We start from the raw sequence: 16,519 nt of genomic DNA, 5'->3' as shown, positions 1-16,519 counted from the left end.
CTTTTAGACATGGCAATCTTCCGGTAAAATCTTGAAGGTTTCTCTAACGTTGGTCAATGGGTTCAACTCGCGCACGAATTGCAATTGACGCTATGGGCGGAGATCATGCTCCGGCCGAAATTGTTGCAGGGGCAATCATGGCCCAGGAAAAATGGGACGTGGACGTCTTTTTGGTTGGTGATCCCGATCAAATTGAATCTGCTCTCAAACACCACTCTAGCAATTTGCCCCTGCCCGAAATTATTCCTGCTGAGGGAACGATCGAAATGCACGAAGAACCCTTGGGAGCATTGAAACGCAAACCCAAGGCTTCGATTAACGTGGCAATGAATTTAGTTAAGCAAAAAAAAGCGGATGCCGTCGTCTCGGCGGGTCATTCTGGTGCAGCAATGGCTTCGGCTTTGTTGCGTTTAGGACGTCTCCCCGGTATTGATCGCCCTGCTATCGGCGCTGTTTTGCCCACCATGAAGCCTGACTCTCCGGTTTTGGTGTTGGATGTGGGTGCGAATGTTGATTGTCGCCCCAAATTTTTAGAACAGTTTGCCGTGATGGGAACGATTTACAGTCGTTATGTTCTGGGAACGTCCCAACCCCAAGTGGGGTTACTCAATATTGGTGAAGAAGCCTGTAAAGGCAATGATCTGGCTATTCGCACCTATCAACTCCTAGAAAATCATCCTGAGATTGCCTTTGGTGGAAATGCTGAAGGGCGGGATGTCCTATCGGGAAAATTTGATGTGATTGTCTGCGATGGCTTTGTCGGGAATGTACTGTTGAAATTTGCTGAAGGGGTGGGAGAAGCAGTTTTACAAATGCTGAAGGAGGAATTAACCTCTGGATTACAGGCTAAATTGGGAACAAGTTTGCTCAAACCCAGTTTAATGCGGTTTAAACAACGGGTGGATCATGTTGAACATGGCGGTGCTTTACTCTTAGGGGTGGCGGGGGTCTGCATTATTAGTCATGGTTCCTCGAAAGGGCCAACGATTGCTAATGCGGTTCGTTTGGCAAAAGATGCGATCGATAACCAAGTGCTAGAACGCATTCAATCCCAATATCAACACCACCTTCAACCCGATGAAAAAGCCATCAGTGGTTAATTCCCACTGGGAAACTAAAGTAAAAAGTAAAACAGCAAAATCTTCTTGTTTTTAACGTTTACCTTTTACCTTTTTCCTCATCACTGCTCGCCATCTTCAAGCTCTTGATACAGAACAGAGGTTCAGTCAATAACCCACCACTAATCGGAGTACCGATGTAGTGGGGGCTTGTAAAAGTCCTAGTTGACCAGACTGAGTACCAATCATGTACTACGTTAGTGGCAAGTGTTTAAGTTCTTACCTACAGATGCGTAGCTAGTCTGTAGCTCTAAAACTCAAAAGTTAAACAAGTTTAGAGGGTTAAGCCAGTGCTTTTGAGAAAGTACCGACCACTAACATTGTCGAAGCTAACTTTACCCTAGAAATAGGAGAGACAGAAATGTCAAACTATATACTGGTTATTGATGCCAACAAACAACCTTTAAGTCCTTGTCATCCCTCAGTAGCAAGAAGACTTCTAAACCAAAAGAGGGCAACAGTTTTTAGAAGATATCCATTTACGATTATCTTAAATAAAACAGTAGAAAATCCTCAGATTGAATCCATAAAACTGAAGTTAGATCCCGGCTCTAAAACGACAGGAATTGCTTTGGTTCAAGGTAATAAAGTGGTTTGGGGTGCAGAATTAACTCATCGAGGTCAAAGGATTAAAATGTCTTTGGACTCCCGTGGTTCATTACGTCGCTCCCGAAGAAATCGCCATACTCGATATCGTCAAGCTCGATTTCTCAATCGTACCCGACATCAAGGATGGTTAGCTCCCAGTCTTCAACATCGAGTTGAAACGACTTTGACTTGGGTAAGAAAACTCATCAAATTCGCCCCTATTGATTCGATTTCTCAAGAGTTAGTTCGGTTTGATTTACAACAACTTGAAAATCCTGAAATTTCTGGGATTGAGTACCAAAAAGGAGAATTACAGGGTTACGAAGTCCGACAATATTTATTAGAGAAATGGAACAGAAAATGTGCTTATTGTGGAATAGAAAACGTTCCCCTTCAGGTAGAACATATTCAACCTAAATCTAAAGGAGGAAGTGATCGAATTAGTAATTTATGTTTAGCCTGTGAACCCTGCAATCTCAAGAAAGGTACTCAAAGCATTGAGCTATTTCTCGCCAGAAAGCCCGATATTTTGAAAAAGGTTTTAACACAAGCTAAAAAACCACTTAAAGATGCAACAGCCGTTAATTCAACCCGATGGGCTTTATTTAATAGGTTGAAAGAAACGGGTTTACCTGTTTCAACGGGTTCAGGTGGTTTAACTCAGTTCAATCGAATTCGGTTGAATTTACCTAAAACCCATTGGTTAGATGCCACTTGTGTTGGACAGGTTGAATTCTTAAAAATCCTAACCCGTCAACCGTTATTAATTCAGGCGACAGGACATGGTTCCAGACAAATGTGCCGAACAGACAAATTCGGTTTTCCTTCCCGTTATGTTCCCCGTTTTAAATTTGTTAAAAAGTTTCAAACGGGCAATATTGTTAAAGCTGTTGTTGTCAAAGGCAAGAAAATGGGAACTTATATTGGACGGATCGCAGTTCGTTCGATCGGCAGTTTCAATATCACCACAAAACAGGGAATTGTTCAAGGAATTAGTCACAAATATTGCACGATAATTCACAGAAAAGATGGTTACTTGTATGCGACATAAACCCCACCCTCCTTTTCCTCTCGCCACTGACCTGATGCCAGTTTCAGTGGGAGTATCCCAGGAGGAAGAGTGATGACAATAACAGGCATTGCAATTACGGGCTGCGGATCTGCTACTCCCTCGGTTTTACTCGATAATCACGGACTGTCTCAACGGGTCGAAACGTCCGATGAATGGATTGCTTCTCGCACGGGAATTCAGCATCGGCGATTAGCTGATCCCAATACTGGGTTAAGTACATTAGCAACATCGGCGGCTCAAGAGGCGATCGCAATGGCAAACCTTGACCCAGCTACCATTGATTTAATTATCTTAGCGACATCAACGGCTGATGATTTGTTTGGGAGTGCTAGTTTAATTCAAGCTCAATTGGGTGCAACTAAAGCAGTCGCCTTTGATATGACCGCCGCTTGTTCGGGGTTTGTGTTTGGGTTAGTGACCGCCGCCCAATTTATTCGCACAGGGGGCTATCAAACTGTTCTTGTCATTGGTGCTGATGTTCTATCCCGTTGGGTTGATTGGTCAGATCGCAGAACCTGTATTTTATTCGGTGATGGGGCGGGAGCCGTGATTTTACAGGCTGATGAAAATGATCATTTATTGGGATTTGAAATTAGAAGTGATGGCCGACAAAATCAATCTTTAAATTTATCCTATCAACCCCAACCCCAAGAAATATTACCCGGAATTACGATTGGTCAAGGAACCTATCATCCCATTACGATGAATGGTCAAGAAATCTATCGATTTGCGGTGAAAAAAGTTCCAGAAGTTATCGAAAAAGCATTATTTAGAGCGAATTTAACCGTTGATCAAATCGATTGGTTAATTCTACACCAAGCGAATCAACGCATCTTAGATGCTGTCGCAGAACGGTTAAAGATTCCCTCGGAAAAAGTCATTAGTAATTTAGCAAAATATGGTAATACTTCGGCGGCTTCTATTCCTTTAGCGTTAGATGAAGCTGTTCGAGAGGGAAAAATTAAACTTGGCGATCGCATTGTTACATCTGGTTTTGGAGCCGGATTAACCTGGGGGGCTGCCGTGTTTGAATGGGGAAGATAATCAGTTATCAGTTATCAGTTATCAGTTATCAGTTATCAGTTATTAGTTATTAGTTATCAGTTATTAGTTATCAGTTATTAGTGAATTGTTAACGGTTAATTATTAGAAAATAACAATGGCAAAAACAGCATGGATTTTTCCGGGTCAGGGTTCGCAAAAAATTGGCATGGGAGCAGATTTATTTGAACAATCTGAACTTAAAGCACAATTAGAATTAGCAGAAAATATTCTGGGGTGGTCTGTTCCTGAAATTTGTAACCATCCAGAAGATAAAATTTCTAAAACTTTGTACACTCAACCCTGCTTATATGTCGTTGAAACTTTACTGGTGGATCGCTTAAAACTAGAAGGTCAATCTCCTGATTATGTGGCGGGTCATAGTTTAGGAGAATATGTGGCTTTATATGCGGCTGGAGTCTTTGATTTTGAAACGGGTTTAACGTTAGTTAAACGTCGGGCTGAATTAATGGATAGTGCCGATGGGGGACAAATGGCGGCGTTAATTGGGTTTAAGTTTGAACAATTACAAGAACAAATTCAACAAACAGACAATGTTGTTCTAGCTAATGATAATAGTGCGGCACAAGTTGTGATTTCAGGAACCCCAGAAGCCGTTGATCAAGTGTTAGCAAATATTAAAGTAAAACGAGCCGTTAAATTAAATGTTTCCGGTGCATTTCATTCTCCTTTAATGGCGGAAGCAGCCACAGAATTTCAACAAATTTTAGATGAAATTCCCTTTAACAATGCACAAGTTCCCGTCTTATCCAATGTTGACCCGACCCCCACAACGGATGCAACCCTGTTAAAACAACGCCTAACTCAACAAATGACGGGTTCTGTCCGATGGCGAGAAATTTGTTTACAATTATCAGCATTAGAGGTTCAACAAGTCGTAGAAATTGGCCCCGGAAATGTTCTCACGGGTTTAATGAAGCGGACTTGTCCTGAAATTATGTTGCAAAATATAAGTTAATGGTTGACTGTTTACTATGTCCAGACGTGCCAAAAGCCTTACGGCATGGCGACCCCATGGCAGGTCTCTACTGACTGACTGAAACCTAACCTTAACATACTGTTAGCGGGCGGGGACGCCCGCTCCACGCTCCATACATCTGACACCTAAATTATGACTGTTTCTTCCTTAACACCATCCAGAGTTGCTGAAAACACCCTGCATTTTCTTCGACCAACTTCCCCTAGACCCGATTTACCATTATTTTTGTTTTTACCGGGAATGGATGGGACAGGGAAACTATTTACTGTTCAAATTCCCCGGTTGATGGATGCGTTTGAAATTCGGTGTTTAACCATTCCTAAAACGGATCAATCTGACTGGGAAACTTTAGCTTCAAAAACCATTGATTTAATTGATGCGGAACGTAAAGCTAATCCTAAACGTGAGATTTATTTATGTGGAGAATCCTTTGGGGGTTGTTTAGCATTATTAGTCGCTATTGTAGCTCCCCAATGGTTTAGTCGTTTAATTTTAGTTAATCCCGCTTCATCCTTTAAACAACGACCTTGGTTAAGATGGGGTTCCTATTTAACTCAATGGCTTCCTGATTGGTTTTATCCGAGTTCGGTGATGGGTTTACTGCCCTTTTTAGCTTCTTTAGGACGCATTGAAACATCGGAACGTCAAGCCTTATTAACAGCTATGAATTCATTACCTCAACAAATTTCAGCTTGGCGATTAGAATTATTGCAAGCCTTTAAACCGAATGAAGCCCATCTTCGAGAAATTGATATTCCTGTTTTAGTCATTGCGAGTGGTGCTGATCGATTATTACCTTCTGTTTTAGAAGCCCAATATTTAACTAAAACGTTACCTAATTCTCAAATGGTGGTTTTACCCGATAGCGGTCATGCTTGTTTATTAGAAAATGATGTTGATTTATATGCGATTATTCAGGCTTATTCTGTATCTGAAGAAAGCGATCGCCTAGTTCAATATCAGAGGTAATGAAAATCACGAATTTAAGAGGATTTCACGAATTTTAATCTCTGTTAAACTGATAACTGATAACTGATAACTGATAACTGATAACTGATAACTGATAACTGATAACTGATTTAAGGTCTAACATAACTCAATCTAGCTAATAAAGAAGGCGGTTTCAAATGGACAACAGCCCGATTTAAAGATAAAATCCGAATTTGATTATTATGCAGAACATTCACCTGATACACTTTTTTATTCGTAATATCAAATCCGGTTAACCAGCCACTTCTGGCATGGTAAACCCCCGTATCAATTCCTAACCACCCCTGACCTTGAACTAATTGTCCCGGTTCAATGCCATCAAAAGTAAACGTAATGGTATGACCGATAATAATTAATTTATTGGCAAAATAGGGTTTAGGGATATTGTGAAATTCTCGCCGTATCCAACAAAATTCCGCTTCATCTTGTTCTTTGATGGACATTTGGGGATGAACACCCGCATGAACCAACCAAACATCCCCTAAATCGAAATATAAAGGTAAAGACGCCATCCAGTGAATATGATCTCTGGGAATAATCCCTAAATCTTGATAACTGGTAATGGTCGTCATACCGCCACTGTACAACCATGCTTGCCAAGCTTGAGGATTTTTCCCCTCCTCCGGGAGAGCATTTAACATCAATTGTTCATGGTTGCCCCTTAAACAATGATACGGGCTATTTTTAACGAATTCAACTACCTGGGCACTTTTGGGGCCACGATCAATTAAATCCCCCAAAAAATACACTTGATCATTTGCACCCGGAGCAATACGCCCCAAAAGGGTCATTAGCCCGTCATAATGCCCATGTACGTCACCTATAACAATGCGTCGAGTCAGCATTTTGATTCACTTGCACACGTTAGAGGGTGTTCGTAGGAACAGGACTCATCGGCTTAAGGCGCGAATAAAATTCTGAAGTCCAGACAAAACACCTTTTTTGGGCCGTTGGACAGGTTGTGCCACTGACTCATCACTTTCTTGAGTCACCTGTGCCAGAATTAAATCCAGTTCATCGCCGACGGGTTTTGTCGGCTGCTCAGTGATCAACTGGTACTGCCCATCAATTTCTAACCAAACTTCCCACATTGAAGGATAACAACGTCTGAGCGCAGCACCTTCTAAGGCTTTGAGGTAATAGCAAGACTCAATAGTCTTGATAAACCGTTCGCGTAACTGACGAGCAGCATATCCTATTCCTATAATAGCAATATCTTCAAGCTTTGGATTCAGTAAAATTACGGGGCGATTTCCGGCTAATTGGGACAATTTTTCCACCTGTGCCACTTCCACCGCAGACGGAGATACGACTAAAAACTGCTGATCTTCGGGTTCTAAGCGGGTTTCAACCGGAGAACGGGATGTTCCTAAATCTGTCACCCGAAAAGAGGTTTTTCCCCAGTCCCGACGAGCTAAGGCGGCGGCACCGGTATCGGGGAACAATACTACTAATTGATGATTCGGTTCTTCTATAGCTGGAATAAATTCTTGAGCGATAGATTGAGCTTGTAGTTCAATTTCTGGAAACACTAATTCAACTTGAATTAATTTACAACCATCAGCTAATGCCGCTTTTGTTGCTTGTTTAGCTTGTTCAATTGCTTCTTCTAAACTGTTAGGTAATTCCGACATAATTTTAAATGAATTAATGATTAACTAGGGTTTAAAACATGGGTTTGATCCCCCTAAATCTCCCTTTTTAAGGGGGACTTGGAACTTCCAGTTCTCCCCTGTAGAGACGTTGCATACAACGTCTCTACAGGGAGGTTAGGGGAGATCTTCAGGCTATGTAGAAGTCTCCTAACATCCGACTAATGTGACACAGGGAATTAAACGGTTGAGGACTTGTTTGAGAACCATTGCTGTCCAATCAATATCTGCTTCGGTGGTATCCCGTCCCAAGGTAAACCGAATTCCCCCTAAAGCCACAGTTTCGTCATATCCCATCGCTAATAAAATCGGACTGGGACTGAGTTTACCACTGCTACAAGCCGAACCTGCACTAATGCCAATTCCGGCTAAATTCAGTTGACGAACCAGGGTTTTTCCGGTTAGGGTTGCAGGATTAATATGTTTTGGGGGAATAACAGAGAAACTGACATGATGGGGTAAACGATTTAAGCGATCGCCTGTGGGTAATAAATAGGGCACATCAGCCAATAAGTCAAATAAGCGATCGCGTAATCCCATTAACCAAGGGGTTTCCGTGGCCATTTCCTGGGCGGCTAATTCGCAGGCTAACCCAAATCCCGCAATAGTGGGAACCCCCTGCGTCCCTGAACGCAATTGAAATTCCTGTCCGCCTCCACCTAACAACGGCGTTAACGTCACTGTATCCCGAACATATAAAGCCCCGGCTCCTTGGGGGCCATACAATTTATGACTGGATAGGGATAATAAATCAACGGGTAACTGCTGTACATCCAGGGGTAAACGTCCGGCTACCTGTACCGCGTCGGTATGGAACAGAACCCCGTGAGCACGAGCAATTTTGCCTAACGTTTCGATGGGTTGTAATGTCCCGATTTCACTTTGACCATAAATAATCGACACTAACACCGTATTCGGTTGAATGGCGGCTTGTAAGTCCAACGGGTGAATGCGTCCGCGACAGTCTACGGGTAATCGGGTCACTTCCCATCCCCAGTGTTCCAGCAATCGCACAGGTTCCGCAATAGCTGAATGTTCCACCGCAGAAATAATCAAATGTTGGGGTTGAGCATATTGACGGGCTACCCCCATAATGGCTAGATTGTCCGCTTCTGTTCCCCCGGAAGTAAAAATAATTGATTCCGGTGGAGCATTAATCAGATGAGCCACTTGTATTCGAGATCGTTCTAAAACCGTTGCGGCTCTTTGACCCCACTCATGAAGACTAGAAGGATTTCCCCACTGTTGAGCCATCACCCTTTGCATTAGGGTAATTACTTCAGCATGGGGAGGAGTGGTTGCACTATAGTCGAGATAAATTTGCATGGATGTTTCTCAATCAAAAGTTAAGTTTTGTTATCAAGGAAAACAATGAACGGGTTAGGATTTTAGCGATTTAATCTCCTGGTTTACAAACGTTGTAATCTTCATGGGAAAGAACTTTCTGGGGAACGAGGAAAGTACCACTATCTTGACAAAGCATTCGATAATTCCGCGTTACGGGAATACTGATAATAAACCGATTATGGCGAAGTCGCTTCCCCCCAAAGTCTCGATAACTTTTCTGGTCATTTAAGCCAGCAATAATGGCCCTGGCTTTAATCACGACATAATCCGGTAAGCCTCTCAGGTCAATAATATCCTGAGCAAAGGAGGCTTCCCATTCTAGTTTTTTGGTTCGTTTGTCCTCCATAGCCTGACTGTGGGAATCTTGTGTCACTTCTTGTTGATTACAACGATGACAAAGTTTCCCATATCCTTTATGGCCACAGGGAAATGTCCTCTTTCGTTTTGGCATAATACAGCAGTGAGGGTTATTACCCGCGCTGATAAGCCCTGAGCGAGTGCTTACAGCGCTGACAGACCGTTAAAAAGTGAAACATCCTTTTAACTCGGTAGCTTGGCAGAAATTAAGTTAATCTCCCCCCTATTAATAGATTACCTGAATCAGGAGGCAGGAGTAAGTCAACCGTTACTCGTTAGCAACTCCTGGTTCCCTCACCCCTCCAGGGAACTGTGTTCCATCCCTTGTTTGTCGCTCCTGTTGCTGCCAAACTGTTAATAGAATTAATTTAATTGTTGATGAGCGGTGAATAAATTCAGTCAAATTTCGCTGCGGTTAGGGTTAACGCTGTTATGGGCTGGGGGTCTGGGTGCTTGTGTGAAAACCTCTTCCCAGCCTGTATTAAAACCTCGTTTAGATTCTTTAGAACAAGATGCTTTAATTCAGGTTTATTTTAATCATTCTGAAGCTTCTATTTATTCAGAACCCTATCGTCAATCTTTACGGTTTGGCGATAATTTAGAACAAGTTATTATTGATACTATTCATCAAGGGACATCAACGATTGATATCGCGGTTCAAGAATTTCGTTTACCGAATATTGCTCAAGCGTTAGTAGAGCGTCATCAAGCTGGGGTGAAGATCCGAGTTATTGTAGAAAATACTTATCGCCGTCCTTGGAGTCAATTGACAGCCGCAGATATTCAGCAGTTAGCTGAACGGGAGCAGGAACGCTATCAGGAGTTTAGATTACTAGCAGATATTAATCAGGATGGAAAAGTTAGCTCGGAGGAAAGTCAGCAACGAGATGCTTTAATGTTATTAGAAAATGCCGGAATTCCGATTGTTGATGATAGGGAAGATGGCTCTAAAGGGTCAGGGTTAATGCACCATAAATTTATGGTTGTTGATGGAAAAAATGTCATTATTACGTCTGCTAATTGGACAACCAGTGATGTTCATGGAGATTTTAAAACCTTAGAAAGTAAAGGAAATACCAATAATTTATTAAAAATTGAAAGTTCCCAATTAGCCAGATTAGTAACTCAAGAGTTTAATTTGATGTGGGGGGATGGAGTTGGGAAAAAAAAGGATAGTTTATTTGGAATTAATAAACCTTTTCGAGGTCATCAAACAATTTTAGTCGGGAATACTCCTATAACCGTTCAATTTTCTCCCACTTCTCAAAAACAACCTTGGCAAAACAGTACCAATGGTTTAATTCAACAACAATTACAGAAAACTCAACAATCCTTTGATTTTGCTTTGTTTGTATTCTCAGAACAAAAACTTGTCAATACCTTAGAAAATAAACATCAAAATCAGGTCTTAATTCAAGGCTTAATTGATCCGAGTTTTGCCTATCGTTCCTATAGTGAAGGGTTGGATATGATGGGAATTTCCTTAGTTAATCAATGTCGTTATGAAGCGGAAAATAAGCCTTGGAAACAACCCATTTCAACGGTAGGAAGTCCGAATTTACCTCCGAGCGATCGCTTACATCATAAATTTGGAATTATTGATCATAAAATTGTGATTACAGGTTCCCATAATTGGACAGAAGCCGCCAATACTCAAAATGATGAAACTTTGATAATTATTAATAATACAACAGTTGCTACTCATTTTAAGCGAGAATTTGAACGATTATATCAAAATTCAGCTTTAGGAATTCCCACTTGGCTATTAACAAAAGTCGAAAAAGATTTAAAAGCCTGTGGGGGTTCTATTGCTATAAAATCTAATTCTTCTCAATCTGTAAAGACTTTAAATTCAGGGTCTTCAGGAGTTAAAATTAATCTCAATACAGCAACCCAAGCGGAATTAGAAACCTTACCCGGAGTCGGTGCTAAATTAGCTCAAAATATTATAGCGGCTCGACAGAAAAAACCCTTTACTTCCCTCGAAGATTTAGATCAGGTGTCCGGTGTTGGGCCAAAATTATTAGAAAAAATTCGCGATCGCATTACTTGGTAAACTAACTTAGAAACTAGGTTGATCAATGACCCAGGTGAAAAACCTAGTTTCTTCTATCTTTTAAATCAATTCTTAACACCGTTGTTTGGGAAAGGGAATTCCCAACGTGCTGTGGAAATCTTGTTGAGTTTTGGCGCTGAGACGACGGGAAACTTGTTTAACAATATTTTTTAATAAGGTATCCCCAGTTTTTTGAATTAACGATTGAGATTTGGAACGAATAAACTTAGGAAATTGTACGCCGACGGCTAAATCTAAACGCCATTTTGCTCCGGTAATTTGGGGGGGACATTCACTTAATTTAATACCGCGTTCAGCGCAAAATTCTGCTGGGGGTAACTCCACTAATGTCATGGTGGATTGAAAATCGACCTCATAACCGGGAGGTGTATAATTAGGTATGGGAACTGTCCGAATCCGATAAACCCCCTCAGCATCTGGTGGGACTAATTCTAACCCAATTCGCGCTTCCACCAGATAGCCAAACGCTCCAAATCGTCCGATTAATAAATCATAAGCATTATTTCCCAACGGCTCTGTTTTCATCGGTAACGCACACCGACAAAACCAGCCACTATGCTGACCTAAATATTCCGCCACCGTATCCATATCGGCGAACATTTCCATGCAGTCTTCAAACTGGCTATGAAACCACATTAACTCCTGAGAATCCAGTGCTGTCTGGGTTTCGTCTTCAGGGTTTGGGAGAGCAGTAGAATCATCAATCAAATTATATGATGCTCTTGATGGTTGAAGTTCAGCCATATTATACTGCATGATCTATTCTCCTACGAGGGTTTCTTCCTATTTCCAGGATGCCTTGTGTCATCTCAAACCGCTACAGTAAATATACGGGTGTGAGCCGTTCCTGTCAAAGTCTAGGTTGGAATTTTCGACAATACCCAAACTAAACCCTTGTATTTAGAAATGAATTATTCAGTTGGTTAACCTTTAACCCCTTAAACTCTCAATAGAATTACGCACCCTCAGTTTTTCTTCTTCCTAATGCAATCATCATCGAACCTAATACAACTAAAATTGCTCCTATAATTGCTAAATTTGTTAAATGTTCGGGTTTGATTAATAGGGGAAATAATAGGGCAACTAGATCAACAGCAATTAATGTTATAATTGGGGCTAAGGCTAAAACTGCACTCACCCTGGATGCTTCCCAATGTTCTAAAGATTCGGCAAAAGCACCGTAAGCGATTAATGTATTGAGTCCGCAAAAAAATAAAATGAATAGTTGAAAGGGGGTGAGAGTAAAAATCGCTGTTGGTGTCGCAACGGGTAAATATAAAATGGTGCAGCTTCCATAAATAAACCCCATAATATGAGTAGAGGGAAGTTGTTGTAATAATTGTTTTTGAGCTAAAGCATAAATTGCCCAACAAATAGATGCAACTCCCACAATAAAGCTTCCTAATAAATATCGTTCAGATGCGGTTACTAAAATTCGTAATTGTTCATGGAAAAATAAACTAAAACCTAATGTTAGAACTCCTAAACCTAACCCTTGTAATCCTGTATAACGTTCTTTAAAGAAAACAATCGCCCCTAACCCCATTAAAACAGGAGACAGTTGAATTAAAACTTCTGCATTTGTCGGGGAAGTTAACGCTAATCCTTGTAAAAATAGTACATAGTTAGCGGCTAAAAATATTGTGGCAATTGCTAATAATCCCCAAGGCATTGAACGCCACTTTTGGATATCAGGGAGTTGTTGACGAGTGGCTAAATATCCTCCTAACAGGATAAAAGCAATTAAAAATCGAAACCAAGTAACGGTATAAACATCTAAACTTTGTAAAATAATTGCTAACCCTAATGGTAAAATTCCCCATAAAAATGTTGTTAATAGCGCCAACCCTAATCCTAACCGCCACCGCCCTGATGTTGAATGAATTGACATTGTATAAATTTAAAATAAATCCTTACCATTATACTCTAAATCAGAAAATAATTGTTCTGTCTTTAGATATAAATTAACCCTTAATTATTGTAGTCAATTGTTCTCGGATATGGGGGAGTTAATAAAGTACCCTACTTGAGTAAGGTTAATAATTCTGCTTCAGATAACAGGGAAATTCCTAAATCTTGGGCTTTTTTGAGTTTAGATCCGGCTGCTTCTCCCACCACAACATAATCGGTTTTTTTACTCACAGAATCTGTTACTTTCCCTCCGGCATTTTGAATTAATTTTTTGGCTTCATCCCGTTTTAAAGTGGCTAATGTTCCTGTGATTACAAAGGTTTTACCTGCTAAAGATTGAGATTGATTAGTTATATCATAATCTATTATTTCAGAATTAGCAAGCTGTAATTCTGCTAGTTTTAATCGTTCAATTAAGTCTTGATTTGCGGGAAGATTAAACCATTGGTAAACAGAATAGGCAATTTCTGGCCCAATTCCATAAACTCCTTCAATGTCGGCGGCGGATGCTTGGGTTAACTGTTCAACACTCTTGAATTTTTGAGTAATTAATTCTGCATTAACACTGCCAACGTGACGAATTCCTAACCCATATAATACCCGCGACCAAGGTTGAGTTTTGGAAGTTGCGATCGCTTTCACAATTTTACTAGCTGATTTTTCCCCCATGCGGTCTAAAACCATTAATTTTTCAACAGTTAAATCATATAAATCAGCGACAGAATGAACTAATTTTTTACTGACTAATTGTTGTACTAATTTATCCCCAATTCCATTAATATCTAAGGCATCTCTGGAACACCAATGAATCAAAGATCCTTGTAAAATTGCCGGACAAGACTCATTAATACATCTAGTAACTGCTTCTCCCACAGGCTGTACAACGGGTTGACCGCATTCGGGACAATGAGTAGGCATTTCAAACCGTTTAGCGTCCTTGGGGCGTAATTCTAATAAGACTCTCAGCACTTCGGGAATAATTTCCCCAGCTTTGCGTACAATTACAGTGTCACCGAGATGCAAATCTAACTCAGTAATGCGATCGCGGTTATGTAATGTTGCGCGTTGAACTGTAGTTCCTGCGAGTAAAATGGGGTTAAGTTCTGCAACCGGGGTTAACGCCCCAGTTCTCCCCACTTGTACTGTGACGGATTTTACTTGCGTTGGGGCCTCTTCTGCGGGATATTTATAAGCGATCGCCCATCGGGGGAATTTTTGAGTAAATCCTAATTTTTTCTGTAAAGATAAAGGATTAATTTTAATCACAACCCCATCAGTCATATAGGGTAAATTATGCCGTTCTTGATCCCAATATTCACAATATTTTATCACTTCTTCTAAATTAGAACAAACTTGACGATTTGGATTAACTTTAAATCCCATTATTTGCAATAATTCTAAATTATCCCATTGGGTTTGGGAATCAGTAATTTCTAAATTATCTGGTTGAGGAATCTGTAAAGTATAAGCAAAAAAATCAAGCTTCCGTTGAGCGACAATTTTAGAATCTAATTGTCTTAAAGTTCCAGCAGCAGCATTTCTCGGATTAGCAAATAACGCCTCTCCTGCTTGTTTTCGTTCTTGATTAATTTGTTCAAATACAGTTAAGGATAAAAAAGCTTCTCCTCGTATTTCAACTACAGGCGGAGGATTTTCTAACTCTAATTTTAAGGGAATAGAACGAATCGTTTTAACATTTTGAGTAATTTCTTCCCCGGTTATTCCATCTCCGCGCGTTGCGCCTCGAACTAATATTCCGTTTTGATAGGTTAATGCTAAGGCTGAACCATCTATTTTTAATTCACACACATAAGTCGGTAATTCAGAGGAATTTGTGGCGATTTTTTGTCCTCGATCTTGCCAAATTTTTAACTCATTAAAATTAAAGGCATTTTCTAAGCTATAGAGAGGAATATTATGTTTAACAGATTGAAATTGACTCAGGGGTCTTTCTCCAACCCGTTGGGTCGGACTATCTAGGGTAATTAATTCAGGATATTCTTGTTCTAAATCTTGCAGTTCTCGATATAATTGATCATAAATAGAATCCTCCATTGTTGGAGCATCCAGGACATAATATTCATAACTGGCTTTTTGCAATAATTTTCTTAATTCTTCAACTCGTTGCTGAATTTCTGGGGTGAGATTTGCCATTGTTTATTCCTCAAACCTTTTAAGATAATATAGCAATTCTATTTGATTTGTGAACAAATTCTGTAGGGGTTTGGTCTCCAAACCCTCCTGGTACCTGGGTTTGGAGACCAAACCCCTACAATAAAATATTACAACCTATTGAGGATTGCTATAGAGATGAAAAGGAAGGTCAATTGATTAACCTCCCTTTCTTTATTAGGAATTATCCTGTTTCCTTTTCATGCTAAATTTCTACAAATTTAAGTTCGTTAGTTCACTAAAAACTAACTGTTTTTGCTCATTGAGAGTCCCGTCTTTATTCTGATCCGTTCGACTTCCGCCATTCGTTTCCGGGGGAAATTGATTAATTCCTTGCAAAATTCGAGATTCATTTTCCACTTGAAATACATTGGCGTAGAGGTTAGCAACAACCTGCTTTCCTTCTTGGGTGAGTTCTAAATATTTGAGAGCCGCCGGAATATAAGGAAATACGCCATTCCAGTAAAATTTAGCGTAATTTCGACGTAAATCTCCAGGGGTTTTGTAGCCTAAAACTTTGTTTGTTCCGACTTCTTCAAACTCATAAAATAAGGAACTAATTTTTCTTAAATAGCGCGGATCACTGAGTTGACCAATCAAATCTGCGGCTCTTGCTAATCCTGAATAATTATGTCGATCTTGGTGGGTTTCATCGGCGGGAACCGGAAAACGAGTTAATTCAATATTGCGTTTAATTTGTTCCGCATCAATTAAATTATGACCGCCAAATCGTTCATCAATGACTAATTTTCCGCGATCAACATGATAAGGGGTTAAACTAGCTGACGTGGCGCCTACAGAAATTGAAACAATTCCATCTCCAATTCCAGTTGCATATAAACCAATTGATTCTTGATCCTGACGACAAACCCCTTTGACATAACCAATATCATGACACAGCAAGGAAATAATAAAATGCAACCAATCTTGAGGGGTAACACCGCCTTCTCGGATATGTTTTCCGCGTAAAATTTCCTGTCCTACTAACGTCACTAACATGGTATGCTCGACGTTATGATAAAGAGCATCACAATTGGCAATATTTTCTAAAGCCATTGTTCCAGCCCAAGCAATAATCTCAGGGTAGTCTGGTTTAAACCCTCCATAAGTGCGACGATATCCGGCTTGTAATTGTTGAACAAAGGCATCAATTAGAATGGCTGTGGCATTAAACATAATAATCCGTTGGATAAA

14 protein-coding genes are annotated in these 16,519 nt (G+C 40.3%); 6 read left to right on the top strand and 8 right to left on the bottom strand.

Going from position 1 to position 16,519, the window contains the following annotated elements; genetic code table 11:
* Positions 1-56: 56 nt before the first annotated feature.
* From plsX to IQ236_RS20015, 5 genes are all read left to right on the top strand, one after another.
* Entirely contained in the window at positions 57-1,100 is a 1,044-nt protein-coding gene (plsX, locus tag IQ236_RS20035) for a phosphate acyltransferase PlsX (protein ID WP_193870921.1), read from the top strand.
* A 379-nt stretch (positions 1,101-1,479) separates the two neighbouring features.
* The gene (gene iscB, locus IQ236_RS20030; RefSeq protein ID WP_193870920.1) at positions 1,480-2,757 is read left to right on the top strand and encodes an RNA-guided endonuclease IscB; all 1,278 of its coding nucleotides are present in this window, start codon (positions 1,480-1,482) and stop codon (positions 2,755-2,757) included.
* A 72-nt stretch (positions 2,758-2,829) separates the two neighbouring features.
* Positions 2,830-3,822, top strand: coding sequence for a beta-ketoacyl-ACP synthase III (locus IQ236_RS20025; RefSeq protein ID WP_193870919.1), 993 nt, complete (start codon positions 2,830-2,832; stop codon positions 3,820-3,822).
* A gap of 115 nt (positions 3,823-3,937) precedes the next feature.
* Positions 3,938-4,798, top strand: a complete 861-nt coding sequence (fabD, locus tag IQ236_RS20020; RefSeq protein ID WP_193870918.1) for an ACP S-malonyltransferase — start codon at positions 3,938-3,940, stop codon at positions 4,796-4,798.
* Positions 4,799-4,951: 153 nt separating this feature from the next.
* Complete coding sequence (locus IQ236_RS20015; RefSeq protein ID WP_228041760.1) at positions 4,952-5,788, top strand: alpha/beta fold hydrolase; 837 nt, start codon at positions 4,952-4,954, stop codon at positions 5,786-5,788.
* Positions 5,789-5,898: 110 nt separating this feature from the next.
* On the opposite strand, the gene IQ236_RS20010 is transcribed toward IQ236_RS20015, so the two are convergent.
* From IQ236_RS20010 to IQ236_RS19995, 4 genes are all read right to left on the bottom strand, one after another.
* Positions 5,899-6,654 carry a metallophosphoesterase family protein gene (locus IQ236_RS20010; protein ID WP_193870917.1) on the bottom strand — a complete coding sequence of 252 codons (756 nt, stop codon included), beginning with the start codon at positions 6,652-6,654 and terminating at the stop codon, positions 5,899-5,901.
* 45 nt (positions 6,655-6,699) lie between these two features.
* Positions 6,700-7,443 (bottom strand): DUF1995 family protein, encoded by a 744-nt coding sequence (locus IQ236_RS20005; protein ID WP_190521965.1) that lies wholly within the window; start codon positions 7,441-7,443, stop codon positions 6,700-6,702.
* Between the two features lie 168 nt (positions 7,444-7,611).
* Positions 7,612-8,787: a cysteine desulfurase family protein gene (locus tag IQ236_RS20000; protein WP_193870916.1), complete on the bottom strand. Its 1,176-nt coding sequence runs from the start codon at positions 8,785-8,787 to the stop codon at positions 7,612-7,614.
* A 70-nt stretch (positions 8,788-8,857) separates the two neighbouring features.
* Positions 8,858-9,259 (bottom strand): DUF7682 family zinc-binding protein, encoded by a 402-nt coding sequence (locus IQ236_RS19995; protein WP_190521961.1) that lies wholly within the window; start codon positions 9,257-9,259, stop codon positions 8,858-8,860.
* A 291-nt stretch (positions 9,260-9,550) separates the two neighbouring features.
* Here IQ236_RS19995 and IQ236_RS19990 point away from each other — a divergent pair, with 291 nt between their 5' ends.
* The gene (locus IQ236_RS19990; protein WP_322744267.1) at positions 9,551-11,221 is read left to right on the top strand and encodes a DUF655 domain-containing protein; all 1,671 of its coding nucleotides are present in this window, start codon (positions 9,551-9,553) and stop codon (positions 11,219-11,221) included.
* 72 nt (positions 11,222-11,293) lie between these two features.
* Here IQ236_RS19990 and IQ236_RS19985 read toward each other — a convergent pair whose 3' ends face one another.
* The 4 genes from IQ236_RS19985 to IQ236_RS19970 form a co-directional block, all read right to left on the bottom strand.
* Complete coding sequence (locus IQ236_RS19985; RefSeq protein WP_193870915.1) at positions 11,294-11,998, bottom strand: DUF1997 domain-containing protein; 705 nt, start codon at positions 11,996-11,998, stop codon at positions 11,294-11,296.
* A gap of 199 nt (positions 11,999-12,197) precedes the next feature.
* Positions 12,198-13,133 (bottom strand): DMT family transporter, encoded by a 936-nt coding sequence (locus IQ236_RS19980; RefSeq protein ID WP_190521956.1) that lies wholly within the window; start codon positions 13,131-13,133, stop codon positions 12,198-12,200.
* 131 nt (positions 13,134-13,264) lie between these two features.
* Positions 13,265-15,307 carry an NAD-dependent DNA ligase LigA gene (gene ligA, locus IQ236_RS19975; RefSeq protein ID WP_193870914.1) on the bottom strand — a complete coding sequence of 681 codons (2,043 nt, stop codon included), beginning with the start codon at positions 15,305-15,307 and terminating at the stop codon, positions 13,265-13,267.
* 231 nt (positions 15,308-15,538) lie between these two features.
* Positions 15,539-16,501 (bottom strand): Npun_R2479 family HD domain-containing metalloprotein, encoded by a 963-nt coding sequence (locus IQ236_RS19970; protein ID WP_193870913.1) that lies wholly within the window; start codon positions 16,499-16,501, stop codon positions 15,539-15,541.
* Positions 16,502-16,519 lie beyond the last annotated feature (18 nt).

Origin of the sequence: Planktothrix mougeotii LEGE 06226, assembly GCF_015207485.1 — a bacterium.
Taxonomy (GTDB): Bacteria; Cyanobacteriota; Cyanobacteriia; order Cyanobacteriales; family Microcoleaceae; genus Planktothrix.
This window is presented reverse-complemented; position numbering and strand designations above follow the sequence as displayed.